The 16,310-nt window shown below is 59.2% G+C and carries 13 protein-coding genes and 1 tRNA gene; 6 read left to right on the top strand and 8 right to left on the bottom strand.

Annotated features, from left to right (window positions below):
- Positions 1 to 128: 128 nt before the first annotated feature.
- Positions 129 to 1,472 (top strand): MFS transporter, encoded by a 1,344-nt coding sequence (locus HMPREF1206_RS03195; protein ID WP_016421948.1) that lies wholly within the window; start codon positions 129 to 131, stop codon positions 1,470 to 1,472.
- Positions 1,473 to 1,687: 215 nt separating this feature from the next.
- Positions 1,688 to 3,739 (top strand): acyl-CoA dehydrogenase family protein, encoded by a 2,052-nt coding sequence (locus HMPREF1206_RS03190; protein WP_016421947.1) that lies wholly within the window; start codon positions 1,688 to 1,690, stop codon positions 3,737 to 3,739.
- Between the two features lie 81 nt (positions 3,740 to 3,820).
- Here the strand turns inward: HMPREF1206_RS03190 and HMPREF1206_RS03185 are convergent, their stop codons facing one another.
- Together HMPREF1206_RS03185 and HMPREF1206_RS03180 are read right to left on the bottom strand one after the other, a co-directional pair.
- On the bottom strand, positions 3,821 to 4,792 hold the full coding sequence (locus HMPREF1206_RS03185; RefSeq protein ID WP_016421946.1) for an N-acetylmuramoyl-L-alanine amidase: 972 nt from the start codon (positions 4,790 to 4,792) through the stop codon (positions 3,821 to 3,823).
- Positions 4,793 to 4,953: 161 nt separating this feature from the next.
- Positions 4,954 to 5,553 carry a TetR/AcrR family transcriptional regulator gene (locus tag HMPREF1206_RS03180; protein ID WP_048732292.1) on the bottom strand — a complete coding sequence of 200 codons (600 nt, stop codon included), beginning with the start codon at positions 5,551 to 5,553 and terminating at the stop codon, positions 4,954 to 4,956.
- Between the two features lie 75 nt (positions 5,554 to 5,628).
- On the opposite strand from HMPREF1206_RS03180, the gene HMPREF1206_RS03175 reads away from it, so the two are divergent.
- Positions 5,629 to 6,597 carry a hypothetical protein gene (locus tag HMPREF1206_RS03175; protein WP_016421944.1) on the top strand — a complete coding sequence of 323 codons (969 nt, stop codon included), beginning with the start codon at positions 5,629 to 5,631 and terminating at the stop codon, positions 6,595 to 6,597.
- Positions 6,598 to 6,635: 38 nt separating this feature from the next.
- Here HMPREF1206_RS03175 and HMPREF1206_RS03170 read toward each other — a convergent pair.
- A tRNA-Thr gene (locus HMPREF1206_RS03170) sits at positions 6,636 to 6,708 on the bottom strand.
- 134 nt (positions 6,709 to 6,842) lie between these two features.
- Positions 6,843 to 8,216, bottom strand: coding sequence for a DNA polymerase III subunit delta' (locus HMPREF1206_RS03165; RefSeq protein ID WP_016421943.1), 1,374 nt, complete (start codon positions 8,214 to 8,216; stop codon positions 6,843 to 6,845).
- Positions 8,217 to 8,298: 82 nt separating this feature from the next.
- Here HMPREF1206_RS03165 and HMPREF1206_RS03160 point away from each other — a divergent pair, with 82 nt between their 5' ends.
- A complete protein-coding gene (locus HMPREF1206_RS03160; protein WP_042388352.1) occupies positions 8,299 to 9,825 on the top strand; it encodes an adenylate/guanylate cyclase domain-containing protein in 1,527 nt (508 codons plus the stop codon).
- Between the two features lie 49 nt (positions 9,826 to 9,874).
- Here the strand turns inward: HMPREF1206_RS03160 and HMPREF1206_RS03155 are convergent, their stop codons facing one another.
- Together HMPREF1206_RS03155 and HMPREF1206_RS03150 are read right to left on the bottom strand one after the other, a co-directional pair.
- Entirely contained in the window at positions 9,875 to 10,078 is a 204-nt protein-coding gene (locus HMPREF1206_RS03155) for a helix-turn-helix transcriptional regulator (protein WP_005511351.1), read from the bottom strand.
- Entirely contained in the window at positions 10,079 to 10,669 is a 591-nt protein-coding gene (locus tag HMPREF1206_RS03150) for a hypothetical protein (protein ID WP_016421941.1), read from the bottom strand.
- 208 nt (positions 10,670 to 10,877) lie between these two features.
- On the opposite strand from HMPREF1206_RS03150, the gene HMPREF1206_RS03145 reads away from it, so the two are divergent.
- Complete coding sequence (locus tag HMPREF1206_RS03145; protein WP_231367170.1) at positions 10,878 to 12,200, top strand: DUF418 domain-containing protein; 1,323 nt, start codon at positions 10,878 to 10,880, stop codon at positions 12,198 to 12,200.
- Between the two features lie 3 nt (positions 12,201 to 12,203).
- Here HMPREF1206_RS03145 and topA read toward each other — a convergent pair whose 3' ends face one another.
- The gene (gene topA / locus HMPREF1206_RS03140) at positions 12,204 to 15,164 is read right to left on the bottom strand and encodes a type I DNA topoisomerase (RefSeq protein WP_016421939.1); all 2,961 of its coding nucleotides are present in this window, start codon (positions 15,162 to 15,164) and stop codon (positions 12,204 to 12,206) included.
- Positions 15,165 to 15,452: 288 nt separating this feature from the next.
- Here topA and HMPREF1206_RS11385 point away from each other — a divergent pair, with 288 nt between their 5' ends.
- On the top strand, positions 15,453 to 15,584 hold the full coding sequence (locus HMPREF1206_RS11385) for a hypothetical protein (protein ID WP_255348480.1): 132 nt from the start codon (positions 15,453 to 15,455) through the stop codon (positions 15,582 to 15,584).
- A gap of 253 nt (positions 15,585 to 15,837) precedes the next feature.
- Here HMPREF1206_RS11385 and HMPREF1206_RS03135 read toward each other — a convergent pair whose 3' ends face one another.
- The gene (locus tag HMPREF1206_RS03135; protein ID WP_005511370.1) at positions 15,838 to 16,041 is read right to left on the bottom strand and encodes a cold-shock protein; all 204 of its coding nucleotides are present in this window, start codon (positions 16,039 to 16,041) and stop codon (positions 15,838 to 15,840) included.
- Positions 16,042 to 16,310: the final 269 nt, after the last annotated feature.

Here is a 16,310-nt window from a genome sequence, read left to right as displayed (position 1 = left end):
TCAAACAATCTGTCCATTCCCCAAACGCTGGCTGAGAAAAACCTGGGGCGATTTCTGCGCGACCGCTGAGATCACCAAGGTCCTCGATGGCCGTGCGGACGGGTATGTAAAGAAAGTCTTGTTTTTTTATGACTACTTCGATCATCGCGAATGATCCCAAGCAGCGCCGTCAGGTGCTCACGGGAACTCTCGTGGGTACGACCATCGAGTTTTATGACTTCCTGATTTACGCTCAGGCCGCAGCTATCGTGCTTGCTCCGCACTTCATCGAGCCTGCTGCACAGTCGAATCCACAGGTGGCCCAGGTCCTCGCTTGGGCAACCCTGGGTATTTCCTTCCTCTTCCGCCCGCTTGGCGCGATCGTCGCTGGCCATATCGGTGACCGTTACGGCCGCAAGATGATTCTGGTCTTCACCCTCATCGGCATGGGTGCGGCTACTTTCTGCATCGGCCTGCTACCGACCTATGAATCAATCGGCATCGCCGCACCTATCCTGCTGGTTCTCCTCCGTGTTTTCCAGGGTATTTCCGCTGGCGGTGAATGGGGCGGTGCAGCCCTGATGTCCGTGGAGTACGCACCGAAGGAAAAGCGCGGTCTCTACGGCGCATTCCCGCAGGCCGGTGTTCCGCTGGGTCTGACCCTCGCGACCGGCACCATGCTGATTGTTATGGCAATCGTCGGCGAGGAAGCCTACATGGACTGGGGCTGGCGTGTGCCGTTCCTGCTGTCCTTCATCTTGGTTCTGATCGGTTACATGATTCGCCGTTCCGTTGACGAGTCCCCGGTCTTCCAGGCTATGCAGACTGAGTCTGCCGAGCGTTCCGCTCCGCTGCCGGAGCTCTTCCGCAACCACTGGGGCAAGGTCATCCAGGGTGCTCTGATCTTCGCTGCTCAGCAGGCTACCGGTTACCTCGTGATCGCATTCTTCGGCGCTTACGCACAGAAGACACTGGGCTACCCCGCAACCGTCGCATGGACCGGTACTCTCGTCGCTGGTATTTGCTGGACCATCTTCATGTTCATCGCCGGTGCTTGGTCCGACCGCATCGGCCGCGCTAAGACCTTCATCATCGGCTACGTCGTGATTATGATTTGGGAGGCCGTCATGTGGAGCATCCTGGACCAGGGTCCGTTCCTGTACATCATGACCGTCGCAGTTCTCACCCTGCCACTGGCCCTGACCTTCGGCCCGCAGCCAGCCATGTACTCCGAGATGTTCCCGGCTGAGGTCCGCTACTCGGGCGCTTCCATCGCTTACGCCATCGGCGCCGTCCTCGGTGGCGCATTCGCTCCGATGATTGCCCAGATGATCATGGACGCCACCGGCAACCCGTTCTACATCTCCGTCTACCTGATGGCCATGGCTATCCCGGCACTGATTGCCCTGTTCCTGCTGCCGAAGGGTCTCGAAGACCGAGACCTGATCGAGCACCCGGAAACTAACCTCGACGAAGTTAAGTCGCGCGTCTAGTTCCCACAGCTAAGGGATCTGCCCCACCGAGGGTCTGATTACGCAAGCCGTCGTCAAGCATTGCACAACGCAGCATTTGCTTGACGACGGCTTTTGCGTTTCCACCTTCTTTTTCTCCCGATAACCCGCTTTCTCTTTCCTCGGTCCCGATTTCCTCATGAGTTTCTCAGTCGAAAGCGACTGACAAGCCCCAGATATCCCATTAACGTTGGGTTATGGCACAGAATTCTTCCAGCTCCACGCGAATCCCCCGCCGGCGCTCGACCGACGCTCCGAAGACACTCCCCTCCCGTCCGGAACCGGAAGTGGCACGCGCACTGCAAAAGGTCCTGGACGGCTATTTCCCCGAGGCGCGCGCTGATGTCCGCGCCCTTTTAGAAGACCCCACCCTGCGGCCCACCTCTGGGCTGACCGTGGAGGAGGCCAGGCAGCACACCACCGAGGCGTTGTCCAAGGTGCTTAAGACCGGCATGCCCTATGGTGCTTTCCGCACTGACCAGGGAGGCACAGGAGATACCGGCGGGACACTCTCCGGGATTGAAATGCTCGGCCACACCGACTTGTCGTTGATGGTGAAGTCCGGAGTGCAGTGGGGCCTTTTCGGCGGCGCTGTCAGCAATCTGGGGACTGAGCGTCACAGCGAGTTGGTGCGTGACCTCATTGAGCTGCGGGCTCTCGGCTGCTTTGCGATGACCGAACGCGGCCACGGCTCGGACGTGCAATCACTCGAAACCACGGCACATTACGACCCCGAGACGGAAGAATTCATCCTCAATTCGCCGACAGCTTCCTCTGAGAAATGGTTTTTGGGCAACGCCGCGCGCGATGGGCGCTGGGCTGCGGTTTTTTGCCAGCTCTACACACCAGGACAAGAAGAATCCCATGGTGTGCACTGCATTGTTGCCCGGATCCGCAATGATGACGGTTCGCCTGTCGACGGGGTTGCGATTGGCGACCACGGCACCAAAGGTGGCCTCTTGGGCGTGGACAACGGCACTCTCATGTTCGACCATTACCGCGTGCCGCGGGAGAACCTGCTTAACCGTTTCGCAGATGTCTCGGCCGCTGGCGAGTACAGCAGCGATATTGGCAGCCCCAATGCACGGTTTTTCACGATGCTCGGTGCCCTCGTGCGCGGCCGCGTGACAGTCGGTGCGGCCGCTGGTGCGGCAACCCGCACCGCACTGACCATCGGCACCAAGTACGCACACTTGCGGCGCCAATTTGCTCCCGACGATTCGCTGCCGGAAAAGAAACTCATTGAGCACCGCCAGCACCGAATCCGACTACTCCCCCGCATTGCGCGTTCGTACGGTCTGCAATTTGCCACCAACCTGCTGATCAAGCGGATTCACGACCTCGAAGCGGAAGGGCTGGACCGTGCGAATCTAACCCCGGAGCAGGCTCGCGATCTACGTGAAGCGGAGGCACATGCCGCCGCATTGAAGGTCGCCAACACCGCGCATGCCACCGATGCCATCCAGGAGATGCGTGAGGCCACCGGTGGAGCTGGCTACATGGCGGAGAACCTGTTGACCATTCTCAAAGAGGACTCTGACGTATTCACTACCTTTGAGGGCGACAACGTGGTGATGTTGCAGCTGGTCACCAAGGAACTTTTGGGTGGTTTTGCCCGGGAGGTACAGAGTTTTTCCAACCTGGAAATGGTGCGCTTCGGCCTCGACAATTTCAGTGGCATTTTGCGCCGTCGCACCGGTGCGGACGCCGTCGTTCAGAACCTCTTGGATGCGCTGACTGACGCTGATGAGTCCTCGCTCTTTGACCCCGCCAGCCAGATGCAATTGCTCATCGAGCGCGAGAATCGACTTCTCAAGTCCCTTGCTCGCAGGCTGCGCCCGGCGCGGAAACTGCCTGTGGAAAAGGCCGCGAAGCTGGTGGACAAGGTCCAGGACCACATGATTTCCTGCGCGTGGGCGCATATCGATCGCATGATTTTGGAAGCGTTCTTTGAAGCTGAATCCACACTCACAGATGAGCGCTCTCAAGAGGTGCTCGAGCAGGTTCGCGATGTGTTCTTCCTGTCGGTGGTCTGCGATAACGCCGGCTGGTTCTTGGAGCAGTCACTGCTCACCGGTACTCGCACCAAGGGCGCGCGGGCGGGCTTGGCCGATCTTGTTGATTCCCTTGGCCCCTGGTCTGAGGTGCTTGTCGACGCCTTCGGTGTCCCCAGCACCATGCTGGATATCCCCATGATGGAGCCTTACGACGCGATGACACCGAAAGCTAAGGCAAACCCGGCTAGTTAGCGTGTTGGCCGGTTGGCCGCTGTGGTGGCTGCTGTGGCGGTGACTGGTGTGAGGTAGCTACGGCCTGGATGCGCAGATTGGCTACTGCGCCAAGAAACCTTCCAACCCAGCCACAGTGGCCTCTGCCAAGCGCTGACGGCCTTCGTTGGAGGTCAAGAGGGCAATGTCGCTGCTATCACGCATGTTGCCGTATTCGACCAGTGCCTTTGGTTTCGTCGATAGGTTGAGTCCGGTGAGGTCAGCGCGCGGATTCAGCCCCTGGCTACCGAGGTAGTTGGATGGAGCAAAACCGGCTGCGACAAAAGCATCGCGCAGCGCGGTTGCCAGCGCGGTAGATCCCTGCTCGTCATTATTGGCGAGCGGCTGCGAAATCGCAGACACATGGAATCCGCGGTTGCCCTCTCCAGCACCATCTGCGTGAAGGCTCACCACGGCATCGGCGTTGGAGGCATTTTCCTTCTCTGCACGGGCATCGATGCAATCTGCACGACCGGTGTCATCGACGCGGCTGAGCAGCACCTGAGCACCGCGCTGTTCGAGCAGCTGCTTAATTTCCTGCGCCATCAGCCAATTGAACTCATGCTCCGGGAAGCCGTCATTGGAAGCGGTACCGGAGGTATTACATGGCTTCTGGCCACCGCGGCCGTCAGTGACCATCATGTCCGCTGGTGGTGGGGTGCCGGCGTGTCCCGGGTCGAGGTAGATGACCTTGCCGGCTACAGCGCTGGAGCCGTCGGCACGCGAAGTAGCGCGATTAGCTTGCTGTTGTTGTGCATCGCCAGAAGCGACTGCGTCGGGGTTAGCAGAATCAGACATTGCAGACTCCTCATTCGGCGGAGTGGGGTTCGGCATCTGCATAGCCTCTTCTTCAGCTGCCAACGACGTTTGCGTTTCTGTCGACGCAGCTTGCTGAGCGCTTCCTGCTTTGGAAGCCTCCGTGTCGATGGTGCAAGCTACAAGACCGGCTGGCAAAATTGCCGCAGCCACCAAAGCCACAGCTAGTCGTCTTGCTGATCGCTGCACTGCTAGTCCCTGGTGTCCGGGCTGCCGCATAGTGCGTTCTCCTAGTTTCCGCGTACCTGCTATGTGCTGAGTAACAGTAGCAAACACTCGATTGAGAGTCGCCGGCTCCGAGATTTCCTCCCCCTTCGTTTCGGGGAATCACCGCACGTCGGGACGTGTGCAGGATTTTTCAGGACTTATCACCGAGGGGTTTAGTGATTCCCCTTCGCCTGTGCTGCCAAACCCGTAAGCATTAAGTCCACAAGCTTTTCTTGCACACCGGGAAAGTACTGCTCGACCGCTGCAGAGTTAGGAAGGGGACGCGACACCACAGCGAGCCCAAGGTGGAAATCAAGCGGTGCAACGTCCTCCGGGCATAGCCCAGCTGCTTTTGCCTTATCCAGCAGTCGCGTATAGCTCTGACGCAACTCCGTCATTCGCTTTTCGATAATGCCATCAATCTTTTTCGCCTCGCTCCCCAAACTGGTATTGAGATCGCTGAATAATGCCTGGGCAAGTGCCGCAACACTTAATTTCGCGATCGCGTGGACTGCTTCGTGCCAAGCGCCGTCCGGATCGTCGTCAAACTGAGCTACGGCTGCCTCAGTAACCCTGTCGATATCAGCTGCAACACGAGCACTGACTGCGCCGAGAAGCTCAATCCTGCTGGGAAAGTGCCTGCTTGCCGTAGCTAAACCGACACCGGCCTCCCTGGCAATCGCACGCATGGATACACCGGCTCCTTGCTCTATCAAGAGTTTTCGCGCTGCTTCCACGATGGCATCACTGTTCATCACTGCATCTTGTCTCACACTTGCATCCTAACAAACGGAACACTATGCTCCACTTTGTAAGTGAAACACTCTGCTCCAGTTAGGAGATAGGCCATGTCAACAGCTACGACTGAGACGAAAAAAGCCTCACCCGCCCCCAAAGCAGTAGCCGTGATCTTCGGTATTCCGCTCGTCATCGGGCTCATGCTCTTCGCGTTCCTGGCACCGACATTTGCCTCCGGCCCGAACGATGTCCCCATTGCGCTGACTGCCCCCGCCCCAATATCCGAACAAATCACCCAAGCCATCGAACACAAAGCTGGCGACGATGCTCCTGATATCCAGGTGATGGACACCCCTGACGCCGTACGCGAGTCAATCCTCAATCGCGAAACTGTTGGCGGCATCGTCATCTCCCCGACGGGCGCTACCGCCTACACCGCTTCAGGCAACGGCGCACCTTACTCGCAGCTTATCGACGGCATTGCGACGACCCTCGAGTCTCAAAACATCCCTGTAGAGCGGGAGGATTTGGCTCCAACCACACAGGATGACCCACAAGCTTCCGGTGTCGCGCTCCTCGGCTTGCCGCTGGCTTTCGGCGGTATCATCTCGGCAGTTATAGCCACCTTCCTCTTCCGAGGTAAGAAGTGGACGAAATTGGGTGTCCTCGCTGGCATCGCAGTCTTCGGAGCCCTCGTGGCAACGTGGATGCTCCACTCTGTCTACGGCACGCTTTCGGGCAGCTTCGGCATGGAATGGCTGGCTATTTCTCTGGGAATCCTGGCTACCTCAATGCTTACCGCCGGGCTTGCGGCCATTATTGGCACTCCCGGTGTGGGCATCGGCGCCATTTTGACGATTTTCTTGGCGAACCCGCTCTCTGGACTGTCCACCGGCCCCTGGCTGCTTCCGGCCGGTTGGTCCACCCTTGGCCAGTGGATGCCCATTGGGGCGACTGGCTACCTAGTCAGGTCACTGTCATTTTTCGATGGCAACGGTGCTGGGGCAGCGTGGTGGGTTCTCATCGTCTGGGTTGCCGCTGGATTCGCTCTCCTCATGTTTGACCGATCCAAAAAATAAAAAACGGGACCCTTTTTAAAGGATCCCGTTTCAAACCGAGCCGCCTGCGAGAATCGAACTCGCGACCTTCTCATTACGAGTGAGACGCTCTACCGACTGAGCTAAGGCGGCACGCACATTGCGCCGAGCTTTCAAGCAAGCAGAAATAACCCTGCACAAAATGTACAAGCGGTAATACTACTGTACTGCCCCCATCGCTACCAAAATGGGGCCTGCAGTCCGCTGCATTAGGCGCGGCTACCGGCTTACCTACGACCAACCTGCCCCGCGATCTGCAATTTAGCCATCAATTCATCCATCAAGACCGTCAACTTCACTGCAGTCACGAGCATGCCGCGCACCTCGGTGACAGCATCGATGGAGGCCAATATCGCCTCCGGCGGAAGGCGTCGGGCTAGCTCCGTGGCTGTCCGACGACGGTCTGGATTTATGAGGTAGACCGCGCCATCGCCAAACTCAGAACCAGCACCAAAGCCCGAATCCCCCGAAGCAGTCTCACCACCACGTTCCGCCCCAAACGCCAGCACCAGGGCGTCACGGTAAAGCCCCATAATGTCGGTCAACGACAGGTCGATCAGATCTGACTCCGCGCGCCTGCGCCGCCGCTTCTGATTTTCCTCCAGCTCCTTGATAACCCCCTTAGAGCCGCGCAGTGCCGCCTGCGCACCCTTGCCGGACGCACCTACGCCCAGTGAGCGCTCGAGGTTCTCCAGCTCCTCAGCCTCTAGTGGCTCCATCCGCCGCTTGACCTCGCCTGCTACTTCGTTGGCCAGCTCACGCGCCGCCACGTATGACTTCGCCGGATCGAACACAGCCTCCACGAAATCCAGGGCCTTACCCCGCCAAGCACGCGAGCCCTCATCGGAGACAAAGCCACGCGCACGCCCAATGTGACCGTTGGACACCGTCGCGGCCCAGACCGCTTGCTCGTCGGTAAGCTCTGGCCGCTCGGCGCGCAGGAGGTTTGTGACATCGTCGATATGCGGCGTCGGCACATAGACATGGCGGCAGCGCGAACGGAGCGTAACGGAGAAATCCTCCGCGTTTGTCGTTGGTGCGCACATGATGATGACGGTGCGCAGAGGCGGCTCTTCCACCACCTTGAGCAGCGCATTTGAGGCGGATTCGTTGAGACGGTCGGCGTCTTCGATGATCAGCACGCGGCAATCCGCCGTCGTGGGCATCTTGTAAGCCCAGGGCCGCAGCTCGTCCCTCACCGTCGCCACCGAGATAATGGTGCCCTCCGGGCGCACGATTTTGATGTCGCCATGCGTTCCCGCCAGCGCCGTCCGGCAGCCCTCGCACTCACCGCATCCGGGGTTGTCATGCCTCGTGCACAGCAGCGCCGCCGCAAACGCCGTCGCCGTCACCGACCGCCCCGACCCCGCAGGACCAGTGAACAGCCAGGCGTGCGTCATGTCCGAGTCGCGTGGCACATCGCTTAACGACGACCCCGCGTCCCCACCTTCCGGCGAAACCTCCGCCCCATCGCCTGCCAGCGGTTGACCATTGGCAAAGCGATAATGCGCAGCGCGCACAGCAGCCTGCAGCCGCTGACGAACCCCACCGGTTTCGGGCATACGAGAAAACACGCTGCGCTCTGTCATGGGCTCTGTCATGGCCACAACTCTAGCGCGCCCCACAAGACTCTTGTGAGGTAACTACTCCCTGCAATCCGGGGTTGCCACTAAGGTAGTAGTCATGCAACGGCTCTGGCGAAATCTGAAATGGCTAAGCGGGACAATGTGGCCTGCTTATGCCTCATTTATCTTCGTCTGCAACCTTGTCGGAGCCATGATTGTCGGCTTGTTCCTCGGCATGCTGTTGCCGCTGAATCAGGAAGCCCACCTGCCGCGCTTGGCCAATGGGGTCATTTATGCCCTGGCTGGATACTTGATTCTGGCCATTATCGCGGGCATCGGCACCACGTGGATTCTGTTCAAACCGCTGTTGAAGTGGCAGCGCCATCCAGAAGTGCACGATCCACGGCGGGTGCGCTACCTGGTCATGCGTGTGCCGGTCTACCAGGCACTTTTGGGCACGGTCATCTGGTCTTTGGGCGTGATTGTTTTCAGCGCGGTCGCGTTCACCTATGACAGCAAGATTGGCATGATGGTGCTGATCACCTCGGTGCTCGGTGGCGCCATGGTGGCGCTGTTGACCTATCTGATTGCGGAGCGCATGGTGCGTCCGGTCGCGGTGGAGGCGCTGGCGCGTAGGGCACCGGATTCTTCACTGGAGCCGCCTATTGGCCACCGTCTTCGCCAGACATGGGTGTTGACCAGCGGTGTTCCAGTGGTAGCAATCCTGCTTGTGCTGATAGGTCAGCGCCGTGGTCTATTCACAGATGACGCGGCAGATTTGCTGCCCACCATCACCGCGCTGGCAATTCTGGCTCTGATTACCGGCTATTTCGGCACGATGTTGGCCACTATGTCCATCGTCGACCCGATTCGTGATCTCACGGGTGCGATTAACAAGGTCCGCCAGGGCCAGGTGGATACGCGCGTGCCTATTTACGACGGCTCCGAGATGGGCGTTCTCCAGGCGGGTTTCAATGAAATGATGCGTGGCCTGCAGGAGCGTCAGCGGGTCCGTGACCTCTTCGGCCGCTATGTCGGGTCTGAGGTCGCCCGTAAGGCTCTGGAAGAAAAGCCGACTTTGGGCGGCGAGAATCGCCTCGTCGCGGTGCTGTTTGTGGACGTGATTGGTTCGACCAACTTCGCGGAGAAGAACTCGCCAGAAGTCGTTGTCCGTGAGCTCAATGCCTTCTTCGACCACGTTGTTGACTGTGTGCACCGCAATAAGGGCATTATCAACAAGTTCCAGGGTGACGCGGCTCTGGCTGTCTTCGGCGCTCCCCTGCCCCTCGATGACACTGCTGGGCACGCCCTCACAGCCGCCCGTGAACTGCGCGAGGAACTGCTCGACCTCCAGCTCACCGCGGGTATCGGCGTCTCCGCCGGGCACGTCGTTGCCGGCCACATCGGTGCCCGCGACCGTTTTGAATACACGGTTATTGGTGACGCGGTTAACCAGGCTGCCCGTCTGACCGAGCTGGCCAAGGACACCCCGGGCCGCGTGCTCGCCACAGCTTCCACCATTCGCCTGGCCAACGAGGACGAGCAGGCTCGCTGGACCACCCTGAAGTCCGTGGAGCTGCGCGGCCGTACGCACATGACGCAGCTTGCGCGCCCGGTGCGCCCGACGCTTGCCGACGAAGCTTAGGGCTCGTTGGGCGCCCAGTACCCCTAGACTTCTCAGACGGCGAACACACTTACTCCACCGAGAATAAATCTCCTGGCTGGCAGTCCAAAGCTTCGCACAACATAGTGAGCGTCGTGAATCGCACGGCCTTCGCCCTGTTGTTTTTCAGCACTGAGAGGTTGACCGGAGTGACCCCGACCTGTTCGGAAAGGGCTGCCAACGTCATTCCGCGGCTTTCAAGCAGCTCATCTAAGTGGCACACAACCTTCGCCATTTAAATGAGTCCTTCCTGATCTTCCTGCATTCGCGCAGCTCGGAACAACATAACTCCGAGAGTGGAGATGACTATCATAAGCACAAACCATATTCCCAGGTGCTCATTGAAATCGGCATGATCACGCTGGTACCACGCGCTCAGATTCAGGCCACTTGCGACCCAGTTTTCACCCATATGCTGTAGGAAACTACTTGCCGGATACATCGCTACCAGCCAGGAGATAGCCATAACTCGTCGCGCAGTCTTAACTGTAAAAAACTCGCCCTTCAGGTACGAGAGTGAGAACAACACGCAGAGCACGGCAATCGCGGCGACGATAGCGCATCGAACAACAGTCGCAGCAATAAACAAGGAGAGGACTCCACCACTCATAACCTCGATAGGAACCCCTTTGCCACTTCCCAGCACTTCGGGCAAAAGCAGGGTCAGATCACTGGGGAACTGCTGATGAAGAACCGGATGGCGGAGCTGGAGCAAAATGTAAACCAGTGCAAACACTCCGGCAAAAAGGCTCACGATTACATCCCGGCGCTCCTTAGTTTGATTGACATACGGGTCATTTGGCTTCTTGGTCTGTGGAGATACCATAGCTAACTTCCTTACTGCACCGTAATTGGCGCGGTTAGTGAGATTATTCTGCGGGGCGCTTGGAGCTGCAGCCAAACCCCAACACATCGTTATTCGATGTATCGATTTTCGATACTATATCGCTTTTCGATATGTCGCAAGGCTCCTGCAACAATCGCCGTCCGCCGCCAACCTGCGCACCCACCCGCAGTTCCTTTACGTTGGAGGAATGACTGACAACCGACCCAGTTCTAACACCGACCCCAGACCCCGCATGCTCGTCCCCGATGCTGCGCGCGGATTCGCCCTCCTCGGCATCGCGATCGCGAACATTGCCACCGCCTGGCTGGTTGCAGATCCCGAACTGCCCGCAGCATTCTTCGGCGGCGTCATAAGCGACAGCATCGCCGACAAGGCCACCGTGCTGTTTACCGCAGTGACCGCGCATAACCGCGGGCTGCCGATGTTCGCAACGCTGCTCGGCTTCGGTGTGGGACTCATCGTCCGCAGTTTGGCCAGGAGGAACTTTCCACGGTCGCGGGCGCGGGTGGTCGTCGTAAAGCGTTATGCGTTCCTGGGGCTGTTCGGCGTTGCGCACATGCTGTTTCTGTTCTTTGGCGACATCATGTTTCTCTATGGCATCTGCGGCATCATCCTCGGGCTACTTATGGGCCTCAGCAACAAGGTGCTGACGATTCTCGCGTGGATTGCGCTGACGATCAACGCTGCACTGAGCCTGCTGTTTTTGGGATTCGTAATTGCGATGCCCGACGCCGAGTTCGTCGGCTCCGACATGAGCCAGTTCGTCAACGGCGGTGCGATTGAAACAAGTTACCTGGATATGCTCGCCGCGAATCTGCAGGTCCTGACAATGAGCATCACTACCCTGCCGCTGCAGCTGTTCCTCTACCTGCCGGTGATGATGATTGGCTTCGTGTGGGCTCGCAAGGGCGTGCTTGACGACGTTGACGCGCACCGCCCCCTGCTTATTCGGTGGCTCGTGGTGGCTGTGGTCGTGGCTTTCGGTATCGGCATCCCTATGGGGTTGGCAGCGATTGGTGTTCTTCCAGCCGGACAGCACATGGCCTTCTTGGTAATTAATAACTTTGCCGGAGTGTTCGCCGGTCCTGGCATCCTAGCCGGGCTGGCGTTAGCACTGCAGCCGCTCCAACGACGCCTGAACGAGGGCGCCGCTGTACCTGGTTGGCTGGTGCCGATTGTGGCACTCGGTAAGCGTTCGATGACGGGCTACCTGATGCAGTCGGTGATCTTCTTTGTGCTGGTGTACCCGTTTACTCTGAACATCCCGCGCGACATGGGTGCATTTGTGCAAACACTCATCGCTATTGGTGTCTGGCTGGTGACGTTGTTGGCCGCGTGGGCGATGGAGCGTCGCGGCATGCAGGGTCCGTTTGAGAAGGTGCATCGCCGGCTGTCGTACGGGCCGACGATGCGGGCAGAGTTGGCCGGGGTCGGCGGCCCCAAGCCTGCTCCGCAGGATGCGCCGGGTGCGCCGGGTACGCCGAGCGCGGCGGGCGCGGCGGCCCCTTAAGCCCTACTTGCCCCGGCGGGTCGCCTTCACCACTCGCTTGGTGGTGCGCTTGACCGCCTTCCTGGTGGTCTTCTTCGCAGCCTTCTTTGTGGTCTTGCGAGTCGACTTCTTCGCAGCCTTCTTAGTGCCACCATCGGCGGCTTCCTTCGCGCGGCGCTCAGACAGCAGCTCGCAGGCGCGGGCATCGGTCAGAGTCTCAGGCGTATCCCCCTTGCGCAGCGAAGCATTGGTGACGCCATCGGTGACGTACGGACCGAAGCGTCCATCCTTCACCGACATCGGGCGACCGGAGACATCGTTGTCGCCCAGCTGCTTCAGCGGCGGCTTCGCAGCAGCACGACCGCGGCGCTTCGGCTCAGCATAGATGCGACGAGCCTCATCCAAAGTCACGGTAAAGATCTGCTCTTCGTTGGCCAGTGAACGCGAGTCGGTGCCCTTCTTCAGGTACGGACCGTAACGGCCATTCTGAGCGGTAATAACCTCGTTATCGACCGGATCGACACCGACCTCGCGCGGCAGGCTCATCAGCTTCAGAGCCTCTTCCAGCGTGACAGTCGACGGCTCCATGGAGGAAAACAGCGAGGCCGTCTTCGGCTTCAGAGTTTCCTCGATGATTTCCGCGGTGCGCTTTTCCTTCTGCTTGGCGGCGGTCTTGGTTTCCCAGTTCTTCTTCCGCTTGCCCTCGGCAGCGCGCTGAGCGTCCTCTTCGGCGCGCTCAGCTGCGATAATCTCCTCAGCCTTGGCTACGACACCTTCGCGCTCTTCGTCTGTGACCAGCTCGGTGACGTAGGGGCCGTAGCGGCCATCACGAGCGACAATCATGCGACCATTGGCCGGGTTAATGCCCAGCTCACGTCCGCCCTGCGGCATCGCCAGCAGCTTCTCGGCAGCGGCCAGATCCAGCTCGTCCGGAGTCATGGCCTCCGGGATGTTGGCGCGCTGCACCTCGTCGGCACCGTTTTCACCGGCCCCCGGGCGCGTACGCTCCAGGTACGGCCCATAGCGGCCAACGCGAACGATGATCGGGTTGCCCTCGGCATCGTCGAAAAGGTGGAGCGAATTGACCTTCCGAGCATCAATCGATTCCAAGTTCACATCGATGATGCTCTTCAGACCACCGTGGGTCGCAATAGCGTCGGCTCCCTTGTGGCGGTGATCCTTGTCATCGCCGAAGTAGAAACCGGTCAGCCAGGTCGTGCGATCCTTATTGCCCGCAGCAATGCCGTCGAGCTCATCCTCCAGCTCGGAGGTGAAGTCGTAGTTGACCAGATCGGAGAACGCTTCCTCCATCAGCCCCACCACGGCAAAGGCCACCCACGAGGGCACCAGAGCGTTGCCGCGGGAGTAGACGTAGCCGCGATCCTGAATGGTCTTGATAATCGACGCGTAGGTCGACGGACGCCCAATTCCCAGGTCCTCCATCTTCTTCACCAAGCTGGCTTCAGTGAAGCGCGCAGGCGGGTTGGTGGAGTGACTGTCGGCACTGAAGTCCGTGGCCGTCAGGCCCTGGCCTTCTGTCAACTGTGGCAGACGCTTCTCGGCGTTGTCGGCGACCTTGCGACCGTCGGAAAGCGCGGAGACCTCGACGTATGCCTTGAGGAAGCCCGGGAAACGAATCGTGCGTCCGGTGGAGGCGAACTCGACGGCGTGCGTGTCGGTAGCACCGGCGATGGTGACCTTCATGGACGTGCCGCGTGCGTCGGCCATCTGCGAGGCGACGGTGCGCTGCCAGATTAGTTCGTAGAGTTTGAACTCCTCGGCATCCAGCGAGCCAGCCAGCTGACCTGGCGTTGCGAACGTCTCACCAGCCGGGCGAATTGCCTCGTGCGCTTCCTGCGAGTTCTTCACCTTGCGCGAGTACTGGCGCGGCGCATCGGCGACGTATTCCGAGCCGTAAAGCTCCAACGCCTGCTTACGCGCGGCGTCGATGCCGGCCTTGGACAGCGTCGTGGAGTCGGTACGCATGTAGGTAATGTGACCGTTTTCGTACAGACGCTGCGCCACACGCATCGTGCGCTCAGAGGTGTAATGCAGCTTGCGGCCCGCCTCCTGCTGCAGCGTAGACGTCATGAACGGCGGGTACGGGCGGCGCGTGTACGGCTTCTCCTCCACCGACGCGACCTTGAGCTCAGAGCCCACGAGGTCCGCCGCCAGAGTTTCGGCGAGCTGCTTATCGACGACCCGAATGCCCTCAGACTTCTTCAGCTGGCCACGGTCATCGAAGTCGCGGCCCTGCGCTACGCGCTGACCATCAACGCTGGTCAGGGTTGCGACGAATTCCTTCGGCTGGTTGGCATCGGAGGAAGCCGAACCGGTGTCCAGAGTTGCGGCGACGTCCCAGTACTCAGCGGAGATAAACGCCATGCGCTCGCGCTCACGCTCGACGATGACGCGCGTTGCCACCGACTGCACACGGCCTGCCGACAGGCGCGGCATGACCTTCTTCCACAGCACCGGGGAGACCTCGTAGCCGTAGAGGCGGTCGAGGATACGGCGACCTTCCTGGGCATCAACCAGGTTCTGATCCAGCTCACGAGTGTTGGCCGCGGCCTCCAAGATGGCCTGCTTGGTGATCTCATGGAACACCATGCGGCGCACCGGCACCTTGGGCTTGAGAACCTCCAGCAAGTGCCAGGCAATAGCCTCGCCCTCACGGTCGGGGTCCGTTGCGAGATAGAGTTCGTCGACTTCCTTGAGCTTGGCCTTCAGGTCAGCGACTTTCTTCTTCTTATCAGCGCTGACGACATACAACGGAGCGAATCCGTTGTCGACATTCACACCCAGACGAGCCCAGGGCTCCTTCTTGTAACGAGCCGGAACGTCGGCTGCGCCACGGGGCAAGTCGCGAATGTGGCCCACCGACGCCTCCACGATGTAATCATCGCCGAGATACGGCTGAATCTTGCGAGCTTTCGTCGCCGACTCGACAATTACAAGGCGCTTGAGGCCGTCTGAATTCGCCATAGAAGTTTTTCTATCCTGCAACGTTGAATGTTTTTGACTGTTTAGATTCTTGTTTTCGTTTAAATCTTGGGGTTCTTGGCCGGACTCTGGCTGGGCTTCAGCTGTGAGAGGCCCGCAATCGGTTCCAACCGGTTCCGATCAGTGCAAATCAGTTCCCGGCCGCGTTCTCCCCGGAAGATTATCTGGAAAGAATATGAAGAATATAAGGAATACCGTACACACAATCTAGTTTGTCGCGTGGATTCCTCAAGTATCGGGCGGATTTTGGGTGTGACTGAAGGGGCTGCTGTGGGGGATCCCCGGTGGCCGGCAGTTGCCGACCCGACGACTGCTGTGCGGCTGGCCATGATTATCCCAGTGGCTGTCAGTGGCTGGCCACGACAGGCCACAGCGGGCGCAGCCGCCGCAGCGGCCGCGTGATTGCGGGCTGCAAATGTGAAACTGTATGAGTTTATGACACTTTCAAGCCATTTTTCGGGCCATTTTTGTCATAAACGTAGTCAGTAACTCGGATTGACCCACTGCCCCCAGAAATACAAAAATCCCACGCAGAAATCACTTTCCACGTGGGAGAATCAAGGCTCACCCCATGAACACAACATGGACCTTGAAAAGCCAAAAACTCCGCGCGACAGACTAGGCAAACGCCCAGTTCACCCCGGAAACGGTTGACTTACAGAGGCTTCACGTCCAGAGCCTGCGGACCCTTCTGGCCCTCACCAATCTCAAACTCGACTGCCTGGTTCTCTTCCAGCGTCTTGAAACCAGTGCCCTGGATCTCGGAGTAGTGAACGAACACGTCGTTGCCACCGTCAGCTGGGGCGATAAACCCGAAACCCTTCTCCGAGTTGAACCACTTCACAGTACCCTGTGCCATTACAAAACTTCCCAACTTCAGGATTCGATAAAACAAGTATTCGCCACGCACATCCGGCCACACACGATGGGGTAAACACGGCCAAAGCACCCTTTCGCCTCGTGCGAGTTTTTGCTGGGTGCCCGTTGGCGGGCGATACACTCAAAAAGTCTGCCACGTTTGGGGCGCGAGCGCCGATTAGGAACAGCTTCTTGCCACCCCCGTAAACCCGTGTTCGGAGTCCGGAGAAACTGGGGTGTCGAATAGCGAGAATGTGGCTGATAGGAAGC

The sequence above is a fragment of the Corynebacterium sp. HFH0082 genome (genome assembly GCF_000411235.1).
In the GTDB taxonomy this organism is placed as follows: Bacteria; Actinomycetota; Actinomycetes; order Mycobacteriales; family Mycobacteriaceae; genus Corynebacterium; species Corynebacterium jeikeium_D.
Note: the sequence above shows the minus strand (reverse complement) of the source record. Positions and strands in the feature narration are given on the sequence as shown.